Consider the following 14,213-nt stretch of genomic DNA (forward strand, 5'->3'; position numbering starts at 1 on the left):
GCATCCCTCCGGCTCATCGTAGGAAGGCCGCGGCCACGCCGGCGTCGACCGGAACATGCAGCCCGGTGGTGTGCGTGAGCTCCCCACCGGTCAACGCGAACACCGCATTGGCCACGTGCTCCGGCAGCACCTCACGTTTGAGCAGGGTCCGCTGGGCGTAGAACTCGCCGAGCTTCTCCTCCTCGATCCCGTACGTCGCCGCCCGCTGCGCACCCCAGCCGCCCGCGAAGATCCCCGAGCCGCGCACCACACCGTCCGGATTGACGCCGTTGACCCGGATCCCGTGCTCGCCCAGCTCCGCGGCCAGCAGCCGCACCTGGTGGGCCTGATCGGCCTTGGTGGCCGAATAGGCGATGTTGTTCGGACCCGCGAACACCGAGTTCTTCGACGTGATGTAGACGATGTCGCCACCGAGCTTCTGCGTACGCATCACCCGCGCGGCCTCCCGCGAGACCAGGAACGAGCCGCGCGCCATGATCGCGTGCTGGCGGTCCCAGTCCTGGGCCGTGGTCTCCAGCAGCGGCTTCGACACGGAGATCCCGGCGTTGTTCACCACGAGGTCCACACCGCCGAACGCCAGCACGGTCGCCCGGAACGCCTCGGCGATCTGCTCCTCCCGGGTCACGTCGACCGGCACCGCGAGTGCCGTGTCGGACCCACCGATCTCCCGCGCCACCGAGGCGGCGCGCTCCGCGTCGATGTCGGCGACGACGACGCAGGCCCCCTCCGCGGCCAGCCGGTGAGCGATGGCCCGGCCGATGCCGGACCCGGCACCGGTGACCAGCGCCACCCGGGCGGCCAGCGGCTTCGCCCTCGGCATCCGCCGCAGCTTGGCCTCCTCCAGCTCCCAGTACTCGATCCGGAACTTCTCCGACTCCTCGATCGGCGCGTAGGACGAGACGGCCTCGGCGCCGCGCATCACATTGATCGCATTGAGGTAGAACTCCCCGGCGACCCGGGCCGTCTGCTTGTCCTTGCCGAAGGAGAACATGCCCACCCCCGGCACGAGCACGATCGCCGGATCAGCGCCGCGCATCGCCGGTGAATCGGAAGAGGCGTGACGCTCGTAGTACGCGCGATAGGCCTCCCGGTACGTGCCGTGCAGCTCCGTGAGCCGGGCCGCGGCCTCCTCCAGCGGGGCGTCCGCCGGCAGATCGAGGACCAGCGGGCTGACCTTGGTACGGAGGAAGTGGTCCGGGCACGACGTGCCGAGCGCTGCGAGCCGGGGATGTCCGGTACGGGAGAGGAATTCCAGCACCGGTTCGGTATCGGTGAAGTGGCCCACCTGGGGGCGGTCGGTGGAAGCCAGACCCCGGATCAGCGGCGCGAGCGCGGCCGCGCGCTCCCGGCGCCGTTCCTCGGGCAGGGGCTCCCGGCCCGCCCACACGGGACCGAAGGGCTCGGCTCCGCCCCGCTGGAGCAGAAAGGTCTCGGCCGTCCGGATCATCCAGAGGGCGTTGCGCTCGCACTCCTCGGACGTCTCGCCCCACGCGGTGATGCCGTGGCCGCCGAGGATCACCCCGACGGCTCTCGGATTGGCCGCCTTGACCGCGGCGATGTCCAGGCCGAGCTGGAACCCCGGCCTGCGCCAGCCGACCCACGCCACCCGGTCGCCGAAGCACTGCGCGGTGAGCTTCTCACCGTCCGCGGCGCAGGCCAGCGCGATCCCCGAGTCCGGATGCAGGTGGTCGACGTGGGGAGCCTCCACCAGGGCGTGCATCGCGGTGTCGATTGACGGCGCCGCACCCCCCTTGCCGTGCAGGCAGTAGTCGAAGGCCGCCACCATCTCGTCCTCGCGCTCCACCCCCGGGTACACGTTCCTGAGCGCGCGTACCCGGTCCAGGCGCAGCACGGCGAGCCCGGCCTCGGTGAGCGTACCGAGATCTCCGCCGGAACCCTTCACCCACAGCAGCTCCGTCCCGGAGCCCGTGACGGGGTCGGTTCCGGTGGCCTTGACCGATGTGTTGCCACCGGCGTAGTTGGTGTTCCTGGGGTCGGAGCCGAGCCGGTGGGCGCGTGCCAGGAGTGCGGCGACTTCACTGTGCGTCGCGGAGGCCATGTGATTCCTTCGTGGTCGGGGTTCCGTCCGAGCCGGTCGGCGAGGGGCACGGGGGAGCGGTTCGAGCGTGTCCGGTCGGCCGGCAGGCCCCGAGGCTCAGGCGCCCCAGCCGGCCTGGTCGCCACCGACCCGGGCCGCTGCGATCCGCTCCTGGTTGCCCGAGGCCAGATAAGCGGCGAACGGGTCCTCGGCCAGGTCCAGTTCCGTCCGCACCTCGGCGAGCAGCGGTCGTACATCGGTGTTGTACGCGTCCATCAGGACGCCGTTCGCGGCCAGCACGTCGCCGGACCGCTGTGCTTCACCCAGCGCCGCTCTGTCGACCAGCAGCGCCTTGGCGGTCGCCTCCTGCACATTGGCGACCGAACGGATGACGGCGGGGATCTTCGCCTCGATGTTGTGACACTGGTCGAGCATGAAGTTGACGTTCGTCTCCGGCTTCAGGCCACCGTTGCCGATCACCTCGTGCATGATGCGGAACAGCTGGAACGGGTCGGCCGCCCCGACCATCAGATCGTCGTCCGCGTAGAACCGGGAGTTGAAGTCGAAGGCGCCCAGCTTCCCCGCGCGCAGCAGGAACGCCACGATGAACTCGATGTTGGTACCGGGCGCGTGATGGCCCGTGTCCACCACCACCTGGGCCTTGGGCCCGAGGTTCAGGCAGTGCGCGTACGCCGTGCCCCAGTCCGGCACGTCCATCGTGTAGAACGCGGGCTCGAACAACTTGTACTCCAGCAGCATCCGCTGGTCGTCGGCGAGGCGCCCGTACACCTCGGACAGCGCCTCGGCCAGCCGGTCCTGACGCGCCGCGATGTCGTCCTGGCCGGGGTAGTTGGTGCCGTCGGAGAACCAGAGCTTGAGGTCGGGCGAGCCGGTCTCGTCCATGATGTCGACGCACTCCAGCAGATGGCCGACGGCCTTGCGGCGCACCTTGGGATCCGGGTGGGTGACCGAGCCGAGCTTGTAGTCGTCGTCCTGGAACACGTTCGAGTTGATGGCCCCGATCCGCAGGCCGAGGCCCTTGGCGTGCCGGTTCAGCGCGGCGTAGTCCTCGACCCTGTCCCAAGGGATGTGCAGCGACACCTTCGGCGCGACGCCGGTGAACGCGTGTACCTGCGCCGCGTCCTCCAGCTTCTCGAACGGGTCACGCGGCACACCCGGCTGCGCGAACACCTTGAAACGTGTCCCCGAGTTCCCGTACCCCCACGAAGGGGTTTCGATGACCTGTGACTTCAGAGCTGCCTTGACAGCCGAAACATCAGACATGAGCACCTCGTGGGTGGAGTCGCCCGGTGGGCAGGGACCGCGCGGATGTATGAATCGTTTCACTCGGGACGTACGCTAGGTATGCCGGTGAGGGGCAGTCAAGAACCCGATCGGGTTCTTCGGTCCCCTGGCCCGGCCGCCGGATTTCGCCGGAATGCCGCCCTGAATCAATTCACCGGCGGCCGGTCTAGAGGCTGTCGGGCATGCCCGGCCGCAGCGAGCTCACGAGGTCGAAGAACCGGGACTCGTTGCCACAGAGGCCCGCCTGCCGGAGCGCACCGTCGGCCTCGGCGATCGGAGAGGCGAGCAACGGCACGTACAAGGGGCCGTCGTCCGGATCGGCGAGCGCCGCACGGGTGGCCTCCAGCAGTCGGACGTATGCCTGGGCCGCGGCGATTTCGTCGGTGCGCATCTCAGCATCTCCCGGTCAGAGGTGTCGGACCCACCAGCATCCCCCATGGGTACGACAACGCTCCGACGGCGACGTGCAGAGCGCCGACTACCCGTCGTTCGGCCCTCGGGCACCGGCCGGAGGCTCGACCTCCAGGAATCTTCGACGGCGCGCACCCCGGTATGCCAGCACCGCCCATCCCAACTGCCGCAGCACCGACGCGCACCGCTCCAGCTCGGCCTCCTCCTCGCGGGCGGCGCCGCTGCCCGGCGGCCCGAGCCACTCGACCCGTACGCCACCGGCGGCCTCGCCGGGCCGGAGCCGGTACCCCGTCGCCGTACGCAGGCCGGAGGCGTCCGAGGCCGAGGCGGGCAGGCCCGCCGCCTCCAGGGCGAGGGCGACCGCCCGGACCGGCCGGTTCCTCTCCCACAACGCGGGAACGCTCTCGGGAGCCGCGTGTCCGGTGTTCGTCAGCCGGCGGATCTGCAGCATCCCCTCGAAGGCCGTCCGCACGGAAGCGGCCCGCTTCCCGTCGGCGACCGGCACCGGGCCGTCCCCGGTCGTCGGCTCGAAGCCGGAATCCTGCTCGGCGCGCATCAGCGTCCCCCTTCACCCGTGCCGTACTCCCGACAGTGTGCGCCGCACCACTGACAACGGCGCCGGGCAACAGGTCAGACCCGTCGGACGTTCCCCGAATCGCCTTCCGGGACGGCTTGCGAAACGCTGAGCACCTTTCCCGGATTGAGAATGCCGTGCGGGTCCAGCGCGGCCTTCACCGCGTGATGCATGTCCAGCACCGCGGAACCCAGCTCCTTGTTCATGCCGCGCATCTTCAGCAGCCCCACCCCGTGTTCGCCCGTCACCGTGCCGCCCAGCGCGATCGCGTCGTCGAGGATGTCCTCGAAGGCCGACTGGGCGCGTGCCCGAGCGGCTTCGTCGCCCGGCGCGGTGATGATGAGCGGATGCAGGTTCCCGTCCCCGGCATGGGCGATGTTGGCCACCAGGACGTCGTGCCGGGCCGCCGTCCGCTCGATGCGGGCGAGCATCTCCGGCACCGCGGCCCGGGGCACGCACACGTCCTCGGTCAGCACCGGGCCGAGCCGCTCCAGCGCCGGATAGGCCAGCCGCCGCGCCTGGAAGAGCGCGTCGGCCTCCTGCTGGTCCGTGGAGACCGCGGCCCAGGTGGCCCCCGCCCGCTCGAAGCAGGCCCGGACGACCTCGGCCTCGGCGTCACCCGCCGCGCCCGGCGTGTCGACCCGGCCGAGCAGCACCACGTCCGCGTCGGCGGAGAGCCCCATCTTCTTCCAGGCGTCGACGGCGGCCAGACAGTGGCGGTCGACCAGTTCGAGTGCCGAGGGGACGACCCCCGACGCGGTCACGGCGCTCACCGCCTCGCCCGCGGCGACCACCGAGGAGAAGTACCCGGCCACGGTCCGCTCCTGCGGCCGCGCCGGCCGCAGCCGCACCGTGATCTGCGTGATCACGCCCAGGGTGCCCTCCGAGCCGACCAGCAGCCCGGCCAGGTCGTACCCCGCCACGCCCTTCGCCGTGCGCCGGCCGAGCCGGACGAGGTCGCCGAGCCCGTTGACCACCTCCAGGCCGAGGACGTAGTCCCGGGTCACGCCGTACTTGACGCAGCACATACCCCCGGCGTTCGTCGCGACGTTCCCGCCGATCGTCGACCACGGTGAACTCGCCGGGTCCGGCGGGTACCAGAGCCCGTGCTCCGCGGCGGCCGCCCGCAGGTCGTCGTTGACCACCCCGGGCTGCACCACGGCCAGCGGCTCCGCCGCGTCGATCCGCACGATGCGGTTCATGTCCTCGAAGGACAGCAGGATGGCTCCGTCCACGGCGTTCGCCCCGCCCGACAGCCCGGTGCCCGCACCGCGCGGCACCAGCGGGACGCGATGGGCCAGACAGTGCCGCACCACCGCCCGCACCTCCTCGGCGGACTGTGGGCGCACCACCGCCAGCGGCATGCCGTAGGGGGCCCACTCGGCCTCGTCGTGCTGGTAGCGGGCCAGGGAGACCGGATCGGTCAGCACCCGCCCGGCGGGGATGTCGTCGACAGCGGGGTTCGTCACGTCCGTGGCCACCTCCAGGAAAGTTGTACCGGCCACCATTATCGCGCGCGGCCCCGGGGCCGCGCGGGGAGCGCCCGAACCGGCCGGTCATGAAATGGCGGCGAACGGGTGACGGCTCCCGGTAGGGTCGGCCGTCCGACCGCCCCGTATCCGAAGGATCCACCCACCGTGCCCGACACCGTCCAAGGCCCCGGCGCCGAACGCGGCGACCGTGCCGCACTGCGCGCCGACTGCGCCAACTGCTCCGGGCTGTGCTGTGTGGCGCTCACCCTGACCCGGTCCGCGGACTTCGCGATCGACAAGGAAGCCGGTCAGCCCTGCCGGAACCTCCAGGAGGACTTCCGCTGCGGCATCCACACCGAGCTGCGGACCCGGGGCTTTCCCGGCTGCACCGTGTACGACTGCTTCGGAGCGGGCCAGAAGGTGTCCGGCGAGATCTTCGGCGGACGGGACTGGCGCGGTGACGGGGAGACCGCCCGGCAGATGTTCCAGGTCTTCCCCGTCGTGCGGCAGCTCCACGAACTGCTCTGGTACCTCACCGAAGCGCTGACCCTGGCACCGGCGAAGTCCCTGCACGGGGAGACCCGGCGCCTCCTCGACGAGACGGAACGCCTCGCGCGGCTGCCCGCGGACGCCTACGCGGAGCTGGATGTGGCCGCCCACCGCGAACTCGTGGCCGGGCTGCTGCACCGGGTCAGCGGACTCGTGCGGGCGACCGCGCCGCGCGGCAAGGGCGGGAAGAAGCGTGACCGCCGGGGCGCCGACCTCATCGGGGCCAGGCTCAGGGGCGCCGACCTGCGTGGTGCCGACCTGCGCGGCTCCTACCTGATCGCGGCGGACCTGAGCGGTGCGGATCTGCGCCTGGCCGACCTGACGGGCGCCGACTTCCGGGACGCGGATGTATCCGGAGCCGACCTCACCGATAGCCTCTTCCTCACCCAGGCCCAGCTCAACGCCGCCCGGGGCGACGCGGCGACGCGGCTTCCGCCCGCACTCGACCGCCCCGCGCACTGGGACCGGTGAACCCCGAAGGGCGACCCGGACCGTGTCGCCGGGGCAGGTGAGCCGGGCACTGCGGACGTGTCCGGTTCGTTGCACAGTGCGGCGTGCCCGGAACGCCGACGACGACCGGACCGAGGAGTCCCGCACATGCACAGCACCACTGACGGCAGCGCAGAGCCGAGCCGCACGGACGGGAGCCGTACCCGCCTCGTGGAGGACCTCATGGAGCGGTTCCCGCACGTGCCCCGGGAAGCGGTCATCAAGGAGGACCTGCTGCGCGGCGGCGTGGCGTTCGACGAGTCCGCCCTCAGCGACAACGAGAACGGTGACGTCAAGCCGAAGTCCTACTTCATCTTCTCCTTCGACCACGGCACCCTCCCCGAGCTGGGCGCGGCCGCGCTCCGCCGTCCCCCGGAGGAGATCGTCCTCACCGGCGGCCCGTACGACCTGCGCAGAACGGTCGTGTCGGTGCGGGTCAACCCGGCGTCCCCGTACCGGGTCGCGGCCGACGACGAGGGAGTGCTCGGGCTGTACCTCGACGGCCGGCGGATCTCCGAGGTGGGTCTGCCGCCCATGCCGGACTACTACCGGCACACGCTGGAGAACGGCAAGTCCGTGATGGAGGTGGCGCCCACCATCCAGTGGGGCTACCTGGTCTATCTGACCGTCTTCCGGGTCTGCCAGTACTTCGGCGCGAAGGAGGAGTGCCAGTACTGCGACATCAACCACAACTGGCGCCAGCACAAGGCCGCCGGACGCCCCTACACCGGCGTGAAGCCGGTCGAGGAGGTCCTGGAGGCGCTCGCCATCATCGACAAGTACGACACGGCGAAGACGTCCACCGCGTACACCCTCACCGGCGGCGCCATCACGTCCCACATCGGCGGGCGCGACGAGGCCGACTTCTACGGCCAGTACGCCAAGGCGATCGAGGAGCGGTTCCCCGGCCGTTGGATCGGCAAGGTCGTCGCCCAGGCCCTGCCCAAGGCCGACGTACAGCGCTTCCACGACTACGGGGTCCAGATCTACCACCCCAACTACGAGGTGTGGGACCGGCGGCTGTTCGAGCTGTACTGCCCCGGCAAGGAGCGCTACGTGGGCCGCGACGAATGGCACCGTCGCATCCTGGACTCCGCGGACGTCTTCGGCGCGCGCAACGTTATTCCCAACTTCGTGGCGGGTGTCGAGATGGCCGCGCCCTTCGGCTTCACCTCGGTCGACGAGGCCATCGCGTCGACCACCGAGGGGCTGCGGTTCTTCATGTCGCACGGCATCACCCCCCGGTTCACCACCTGGTGCCCGGAGCCCACCACCCCGCTCGGGAAGACCAATCCGGACGGGGCGCCGCTCGAGTACCACATCCGTCTCCTGGACGCCTACCGCGCCACGATGGAGGAGTACGGGCTGAGCTCGCCCCCCGGCTACGGCCCGCCCGGTCCCGGGCGCGCGGTCTTCTCCGTGAGCTCGTTCATGGACAGCCTGCCGGCCGCCACCACCCCCGACGAGCCGGCGTAGCACCCCGCGGTGACGCGCACCGGGCCACGGCGGGGGAGTACTCCGCCGGGCCGTGCGCGCCCGCGCCGGAACGGGGCGGGGCCGGTTCTGTATCTGACGAGGGAAAAACGGTTCGTCCGTTCATCCCGAGGATGGGAGCGGAAGTCCGCGGGCACGTAGAGGAGGAGAACGGAACCACGGATACAACGTGAAGGCGGTGCCCATGTTGCATGGCGTCGATATCAGCTCCCATCAGTCGTCCTTCGACACGGACGGACTGGACTTCGTCTTCATCAAGGCCACCGAGGGCCGCTCGTACGTCAATCCGCATCTGGCGGAGCAGGTGAAGCGCGCGAGGGACGCGGAATGCGTGGTCGGCTTCTACCACTTCCTCTGGCCCGGTGACATCAAGGCCCAGGCCGACTACTTCGTGAGCAAGGCCTCGGAGAAGGCGGGGGACCTGCTCGCCGTGGACTGGGAGCAGAACGGTGAGGGCACCTGGGCCAGCAACGCCGAGAAGGACAGCTTCATCCGGGACGTCAAGCGGCTGCGGCCTCACAACAAGGTGCTGCTGTACTGCAACCGCAACTTCTGGCTGAGCCACGACACCACGTCGTACGCCGGGGACGGCCTGTGGATCGCCGACTACGTGCCGCAGGGAAAACCCCGGATCGAGGCGTCCTGGCGCATCCACCAGTACACCGACCAGCCCCTCGACCGGGACGTCGCCGACTTCGCGTCCAGGGCCGCGCTGCTCGGCTGGGCCATGGGATAGCGGCGCCGGGAGCCGGAGGCAGCGTGGTGCGCGGTGCCCGCCACCGGCACCGCGCACCCGGACCTGGGAAGGGGCCGGTGAACGAGACCCCGTCCTGCCTCCCGGGATTCGCGACCTGTCCTGCGGCCGGGACCGGGAGAACGGCACGGAGCGTGCCGGTGGCACGGCGGGCCGAGCGTGATCCGGCTCTGTGACACATGGCCGTGCTGTCGACGCTCGCCGACTGCGGCCCCACGCACTGCGCGAGCCGGCCCCGCGGCCCGGGACCGACCGGAGCGACATGGCAAGGATCGTGGATGATCCGTCGGCGGCGGGTTTCGCCGGCCGTCGACGGGGCACCGTCACCCCCACTCCGGCCGGTCGCGCGGCGCCCGCCGGGCTCCAGGCCGAAGTGCTGACTGTGTAACAGGCTCTGCCTACCTCGCTGTCCGGACCGGAACGGGCCCAGCTGACATCGCTGTTGCTACGGGTCCACGCCCATGCGCAGGACGGTGCTCAGAAGGCGTGCTCAGGTCGCTGACGGATTCCCCCGGGTGCGTGCGGCACACTTCTCGGATGACCACAGCCTCGGCTCAGCCGCCCCGCGACCGCGCGCTCGGGCGCGGAATCACCACTCTCATTCCGCAGGCCACCACAGCGACCCCGGCCACCCCGGCCGAACAGGCGGCGGCCGTCCTGACGGCGATGCAGAGCGTTCCGGTGCGCGTGGGAGTCCTTCAGGCGGCCGTGGTCCTGCTGGAGGAACGGGTACGGGCGACGGACGACGAGGCCGAGCGTGCCGCGGCCGCGACGACGGTCGCCATGCTGCGCAGCGCGATCGGCCGGGCCGGCTGAACGCCCGGCCCGGCAGGAACCTCCCTCTCAGCCCAGCTCGTCGAGGATCCGGGCGCACGCCTCCGGACGGTTGCGCCAGTACGTCCAGCGTTCCTGGTGGGAGAGCACCTCGGCGAGCGCGTCCGCCGGGCCGAGGCTCCCGGGCCCGGCGAGTTCCCGTACCACCACGACGGCGGCCTTGAGCCCGTCCCGCCCGCCGGCGTCCAGATAGCCGAGTGCGGGAGCCGGATCGTCCGGGGCGGTGGCACGTACGGACTCCACCAGGGGCTGCAACCAGTCGGCCCACTGCCGGTACCCGTCAGCACCGTCGGCCATCTCCTCCGATCCGAGCAACGGTGCCAGCGCCCGTGCGAGACGAGCGTGATAGTGCTCCGCGCTCTCGGTGACCCACGGATGCTCGGTGACGAAGTCCTCCCATTCACTCCGGGCCGGCACCATCTCGTCCAGGAACCGGGCACCGACGGGGCGCAGGGCCTCGACCCCGCCGAGGACGAAAACCTGCCGCAGCAGCTCGTAGCTCGGCACCGTGCACTCCGCGAGCAGCACGGCGTCGTACAGATCCTTGCCCTGCGGGTACATGTCCGTGGCCAGCCACAACAGCTTCCAGGCCAGGGAGAGTCCGATGGGGGCGGCATGCACCCGGCACCCCGGTCCGCGCCCGAGCGGCCGGAGTTCGGTGAGCGTGGCGGGGACGGGGAGGAACTCGTTGAACACCACGTCGAGTTGTACGGTGCCGCCGGGTATCCCGTCCGCCGACCACGGCAGCAGCATGCGACGGCCCGGCACCCGGTCGTACGTCCAGATCTCCTCGGTCACCATGCCCGCGGCGTCGATGCGCACGGAGCCGTGGCCGTCCGCCGCCGCTGCCGCGTCCCTGGCGATCGTTTCGAAGAGGTCCGAGGACCGCGGATCGTCCATCGCCCGGTCGCGGGGTGTGAAGAGGAAGTCCAGATCCCCCGGATCGCGGGCGGCCCGCCCGAACCACGTGGCCATCAGCACACTGCCGCGCAGCACCAGATGCTCGCTCCAAGGACCGTCGGCCACGGAGGCGAGGACCATGTCCAGGGCGGTGCGCCGTGCCCGGCGCCAGGTCCGCCCCAACTCCTCCTCCCCGTCGGCGAACCGGGGGTCCCCGGCCCGGTAGGCGTGGGGGAACTGCTTGAGGGCGGGCTCGAAGAGCAAGGGGTGGTTCATTCCGCTCGGGGCCGGCAGCAGCGTGGCCGGAAGACGGTTGGCGCGCCGGGTCGCTTCGTCGAGCGGATCCTGCGGAACCCGGCGCGGACCCCACGTCAAGCGGTTCCAGGACGGGGTTCCGTCGGGGGAGGTGGTCATGGTGGGGCTCCTGAGGGAGAGAAGGGCACTGCTCGCAACGCGGGCGGGCAGAGGCCGAAGTGCCGGGCGCCCGTGCTCGTCCGACGCGAGCATAGGTGTCCGCCCCGACACGGATGCGCGGGCCCGGAACCATGAGCCGTCATTGGCATGGACCTGGCGGGCACTCTGCGTTACAGTCCGTTCCGGCACACTCTGAGAGCGCTCTCAGAAAAGCGTTCCCGGACGCCTGCTGTTCCTCCCCACCAAGCCGGAACAACAGAAGGGCCACTGCCTTGAGATGCAAGAACGCGCTGCGTACGAGCCTGGCCGCCGCGCTGGTCATCGGTGCCTGGGCGACCGTCGGCCTCACCTCGGGCCCGGCTTCGGCCGCTGCGGCGGACCGGGCTTCCGCGTCGTCCCCCTCGTCCCTGACCGAAGAGGCACCCGCGTCCGCGGGGCTGCTCCTCGCCATGCGGCGGGACCTCGGCCTGACCGAAGGCCGGGCCAGGGCCCGGCTGGCGGCGGAGAAGACGGCGAGGGCCGTGCAGGGAAAGGCGCGACGCGCCGCCGGACCGTCCTACGCCGGTGCCTGGTTCGATCCGGCCACGAACCGGCTGACCGTGGCCGTCACCGACGCCCGGGCCTCGGACGCGGTCAGGGCGTCCGGCGCGTCGGTCCGGCTGGTGCGCCACACCGCGCGGCAACTCGACGCCGCCAAGGAGCGCATCGACGGACTGACGGCACCGGACGGTGTCAGCGGCTGGCACGTCGATCCGAAGGCCAACCGGGTCGTGGTGGACGTTGTCGCCTCCGCGGTGTCCGACAACGATGTCCGCGCCTTCGTCGACCGGGCCCGCGCGACCGGCCCCGTAGTGGTGCGAAGGACCCCTGAGGCTCCACGTACCTTCGCCGCCGGCACCGTCGGCGGTGACCCCTACTACACGGGCAACGTGCGGTGCTCGATCGGCTTCTCGGTGTACGGCGGGTTCGTCACGGCGGGGCACTGCGGCCAGGCCGGTGCCGCGGTCAGCGGGTGGGACCGTTCGGCGATCGGCAACTTCCAGGGGTCGTCCTTCCCGGGTGACGACTACGCCTGGGTCGGCGTCGGCAACGGCTGGTGGACCGTACCCGTGGTCCTGGGCTGGGGCACCGTGTCCGACCAACTGGTCAGGGGCTCCGCGGAAGCCCCCGTCGGTGCCTCGGTGTGCCGCTCCGGATCGACCAGCCATTGGCACTGCGGCAATGTGCTCGCCACGAACGAGACCGTGAACTACAGCCAGGGCGCGGTCTATCAGATGACCAAGACGAGCGTCTGCGCCGAGCCCGGTGACTCGGGCGGCTCGTTCATCAGCGGCGATCAGGCCCAGGGCGTCACGTCCGGCGGCTGGGGCAATTGCACCAGCGGCGGGGAGACCTGGCACCAGCCGGTCAACGAGATCCTCAACCGGTACGGCCTCACGCTGCACACCGCCTGAGGGCCGGCCGGAAATCCGGCCGCCGTGCTGCACGGTGACCGTGCCGCACCTCGGGCTCCGACGTCCGGGGTGCGGCACGGCGCGCCGTCGGGACGGTGCGGACAGCGACGGGCGGAAGGGGCGGTCAGCCGCCGGGCCGTAGCCGGTCCACCGACCGGGCGAAGCCTGCGAGGACCAGGAAGTCCTCCTCGCGCAGGCCGATCCGGGGATCGACATGGTGCAGAAGTCCGCGGCCGCGGTGGTGGGCGGCCACGTAGGCCCGGTCGAGTTCGCTCTGCTCGTCGTCCACCCAGGCGAAGGGGCGTCCGGCGGCGTACTCCACCAGCGGGGCGGTCTTCCAGTGGACCCCGTCGGGGCGCTCCCGGAACAAGGCGTCGCCGAAGTCGATGAAGGGAAGCTCCGGCAGGCCGAGTACCGGGGCGATCCACCGGTTCGCCTCCGCCATCCACGTGGTGGCCCAGCACAGTTCGTAGTCGAGCCGGAGCAGGGACTGTCCGTGCTTCGGGTTGAGCCAGACCCGCAGGGGCCCGCGGCGGAGGGGGAATCGGCCCTGGGCGCCCTCCGCCGTTCCGCCGGCCGGCACCCTGATCGTGGTGTAGCCGGCGGGGCGCCGCTCCGGCTGGGCGGCGTAGGGGTTGAGCGGCCCGTCGACATCGAGGAACAGCAGTGGCCGGATCATGGATTCCCCCCTGCTGCGAACCTGTCGTCGGTGGCGCGGACAGCCTATCCGCAGTTCTCCGGCGGGAGCCGAGAGCCCCGAGGCGGGGGTCGACAGCGGGAAGGATTGGCCGTGGCATGTCAATAAATCATGGCGATGTGTCTTGTTGCTTCAAGGGGGTCGTGTCTCAATGGGCGAGGCGGCCCCGCTGACGGTATGTCAGGGGCTGTCGTGTCCGGTGCGATGTGCTGGTCCGACGCGCCGGATTCCCCCCACAGGAAAGGCAGATCACCATGAGGCATGGCATACGGCGGATCGCCGTCTGTTCCGCCTTGGCGGCCGGCGCGCTCGTGCTGGCGCCGACGGCCGAGGCGGTCACCCCCACCACCGCCACCATCACCTTCGACTGCGGACTCTACGGCTCCGGCAGTGCGACGCTCACCGCCACCCAGAGTGGCACGAGTGCCTCCATCAACCTGTCGACCTCCGCCATCACCGCACCGATCGCCGTCGGTGCGAACACCGTCACGTCCACGCTCACCCTCACCAGGAACGGCACCGGGTCGGTGGCCTTCACCGGCAGCGCCAACCCCGCCATCCCGGCCGGAAGCCCGGTCTCGACGGGGCAGCTCAAGGGGACCGTCGCCGCAGGTGACAGCCTGGTGGCCAAGTCCCTCAAGGTCGTGGTCATGGGCATCACCGTGACCTGCAACGCGACCTCCGCGCAGTCGCCCGGACCGTTCGTGTTCTGACCGGCCGCGGAGCCGCGTGTCCCCAGCCCCAACCGGCCCGGGCCAACCGGTGGGCCCCCCGGTGGCTCACGCGTCCGCGAGCTTGCCGTTTTTGGACGGAGCGCGCGGACGCCGC

Annotated in this window: 13 protein-coding genes; 6 read left to right on the top strand and 7 right to left on the bottom strand. The window is 71.1% G+C overall.

Annotation, left to right across the window (positions count from 1 at the left end; translation table 11 throughout):
• Positions 1–13: 13 nt before the first annotated feature.
• From ACFCV8_RS22655 to ACFCV8_RS22675, 5 genes are all read right to left on the bottom strand, one after another.
• Positions 14–2,059, bottom strand: a complete 2,046-nt coding sequence (locus tag ACFCV8_RS22655; protein WP_376687222.1) for a bifunctional aldolase/short-chain dehydrogenase — start codon at positions 2,057–2,059, stop codon at positions 14–16.
• 96 nt (positions 2,060–2,155) lie between these two features.
• Complete coding sequence (gene rhaI, locus ACFCV8_RS22660) at positions 2,156–3,322, bottom strand: L-rhamnose isomerase (RefSeq protein WP_376687223.1); 1,167 nt, start codon at positions 3,320–3,322, stop codon at positions 2,156–2,158.
• A 187-nt stretch (positions 3,323–3,509) separates the two neighbouring features.
• Positions 3,510–3,734 carry a hypothetical protein gene (locus ACFCV8_RS22665; RefSeq protein WP_376687224.1) on the bottom strand — a complete coding sequence of 75 codons (225 nt, stop codon included), beginning with the start codon at positions 3,732–3,734 and terminating at the stop codon, positions 3,510–3,512.
• Positions 3,735–3,821: 87 nt separating this feature from the next.
• Positions 3,822–4,310: a hypothetical protein gene (locus ACFCV8_RS22670; protein ID WP_376687225.1), complete on the bottom strand. Its 489-nt coding sequence runs from the start codon at positions 4,308–4,310 to the stop codon at positions 3,822–3,824.
• A 74-nt stretch (positions 4,311–4,384) separates the two neighbouring features.
• Entirely contained in the window at positions 4,385–5,797 is a 1,413-nt protein-coding gene (locus ACFCV8_RS22675; protein WP_376687226.1) for an FAD-binding oxidoreductase, read from the bottom strand.
• Between the two features lie 168 nt (positions 5,798–5,965).
• Between ACFCV8_RS22675 and ACFCV8_RS22680 the strand changes: the two genes are divergently transcribed.
• The 4 genes from ACFCV8_RS22680 to ACFCV8_RS22695 all read left to right on the top strand — a co-directional run bounded on the left by ACFCV8_RS22680 (position 5,966) and on the right by ACFCV8_RS22695 (position 9,902).
• Complete coding sequence (locus ACFCV8_RS22680; RefSeq protein WP_376687227.1) at positions 5,966–6,820, top strand: pentapeptide repeat-containing protein; 855 nt, start codon at positions 5,966–5,968, stop codon at positions 6,818–6,820.
• 126 nt (positions 6,821–6,946) lie between these two features.
• A complete protein-coding gene (locus ACFCV8_RS22685; RefSeq protein ID WP_376687228.1) occupies positions 6,947–8,314 on the top strand; it encodes a radical SAM protein in 1,368 nt (455 codons plus the stop codon).
• A gap of 202 nt (positions 8,315–8,516) precedes the next feature.
• Positions 8,517–9,068 (top strand): glycoside hydrolase family 25 protein, encoded by a 552-nt coding sequence (locus ACFCV8_RS22690; RefSeq protein WP_376687229.1) that lies wholly within the window; start codon positions 8,517–8,519, stop codon positions 9,066–9,068.
• A 555-nt stretch (positions 9,069–9,623) separates the two neighbouring features.
• Positions 9,624–9,902 (top strand): hypothetical protein, encoded by a 279-nt coding sequence (locus tag ACFCV8_RS22695; RefSeq protein WP_376687230.1) that lies wholly within the window; start codon positions 9,624–9,626, stop codon positions 9,900–9,902.
• 27 nt (positions 9,903–9,929) lie between these two features.
• On the opposite strand, the gene ACFCV8_RS22700 is transcribed toward ACFCV8_RS22695, so the two are convergent.
• A complete protein-coding gene (locus ACFCV8_RS22700) occupies positions 9,930–11,234 on the bottom strand; it encodes a nucleotidyl transferase AbiEii/AbiGii toxin family protein (protein WP_376687231.1) in 1,305 nt (434 codons plus the stop codon).
• 272 nt (positions 11,235–11,506) lie between these two features.
• On the opposite strand from ACFCV8_RS22700, the gene ACFCV8_RS22705 reads away from it, so the two are divergent.
• Positions 11,507–12,688 carry a S1 family peptidase gene (locus tag ACFCV8_RS22705; protein WP_376687232.1) on the top strand — a complete coding sequence of 394 codons (1,182 nt, stop codon included), beginning with the start codon at positions 11,507–11,509 and terminating at the stop codon, positions 12,686–12,688.
• A 124-nt stretch (positions 12,689–12,812) separates the two neighbouring features.
• Here the strand turns inward: ACFCV8_RS22705 and ACFCV8_RS22710 are convergent, their stop codons facing one another.
• A complete protein-coding gene (locus ACFCV8_RS22710; RefSeq protein WP_376687233.1) occupies positions 12,813–13,367 on the bottom strand; it encodes a hypothetical protein in 555 nt (184 codons plus the stop codon).
• 272 nt (positions 13,368–13,639) lie between these two features.
• On the opposite strand from ACFCV8_RS22710, the gene ACFCV8_RS22715 reads away from it, so the two are divergent.
• Positions 13,640–14,098: a hypothetical protein gene (locus ACFCV8_RS22715; protein ID WP_376687234.1), complete on the top strand. Its 459-nt coding sequence runs from the start codon at positions 13,640–13,642 to the stop codon at positions 14,096–14,098.
• The last annotated feature ends 115 nt before the right edge of the window (positions 14,099–14,213 follow it).

Origin of the sequence: Streptomyces sp. NPDC056347 (genome assembly GCF_042262625.1) — a bacterium.
Lineage (GTDB): Bacteria > Actinomycetota > Actinomycetes > Streptomycetales > Streptomycetaceae > Streptomyces.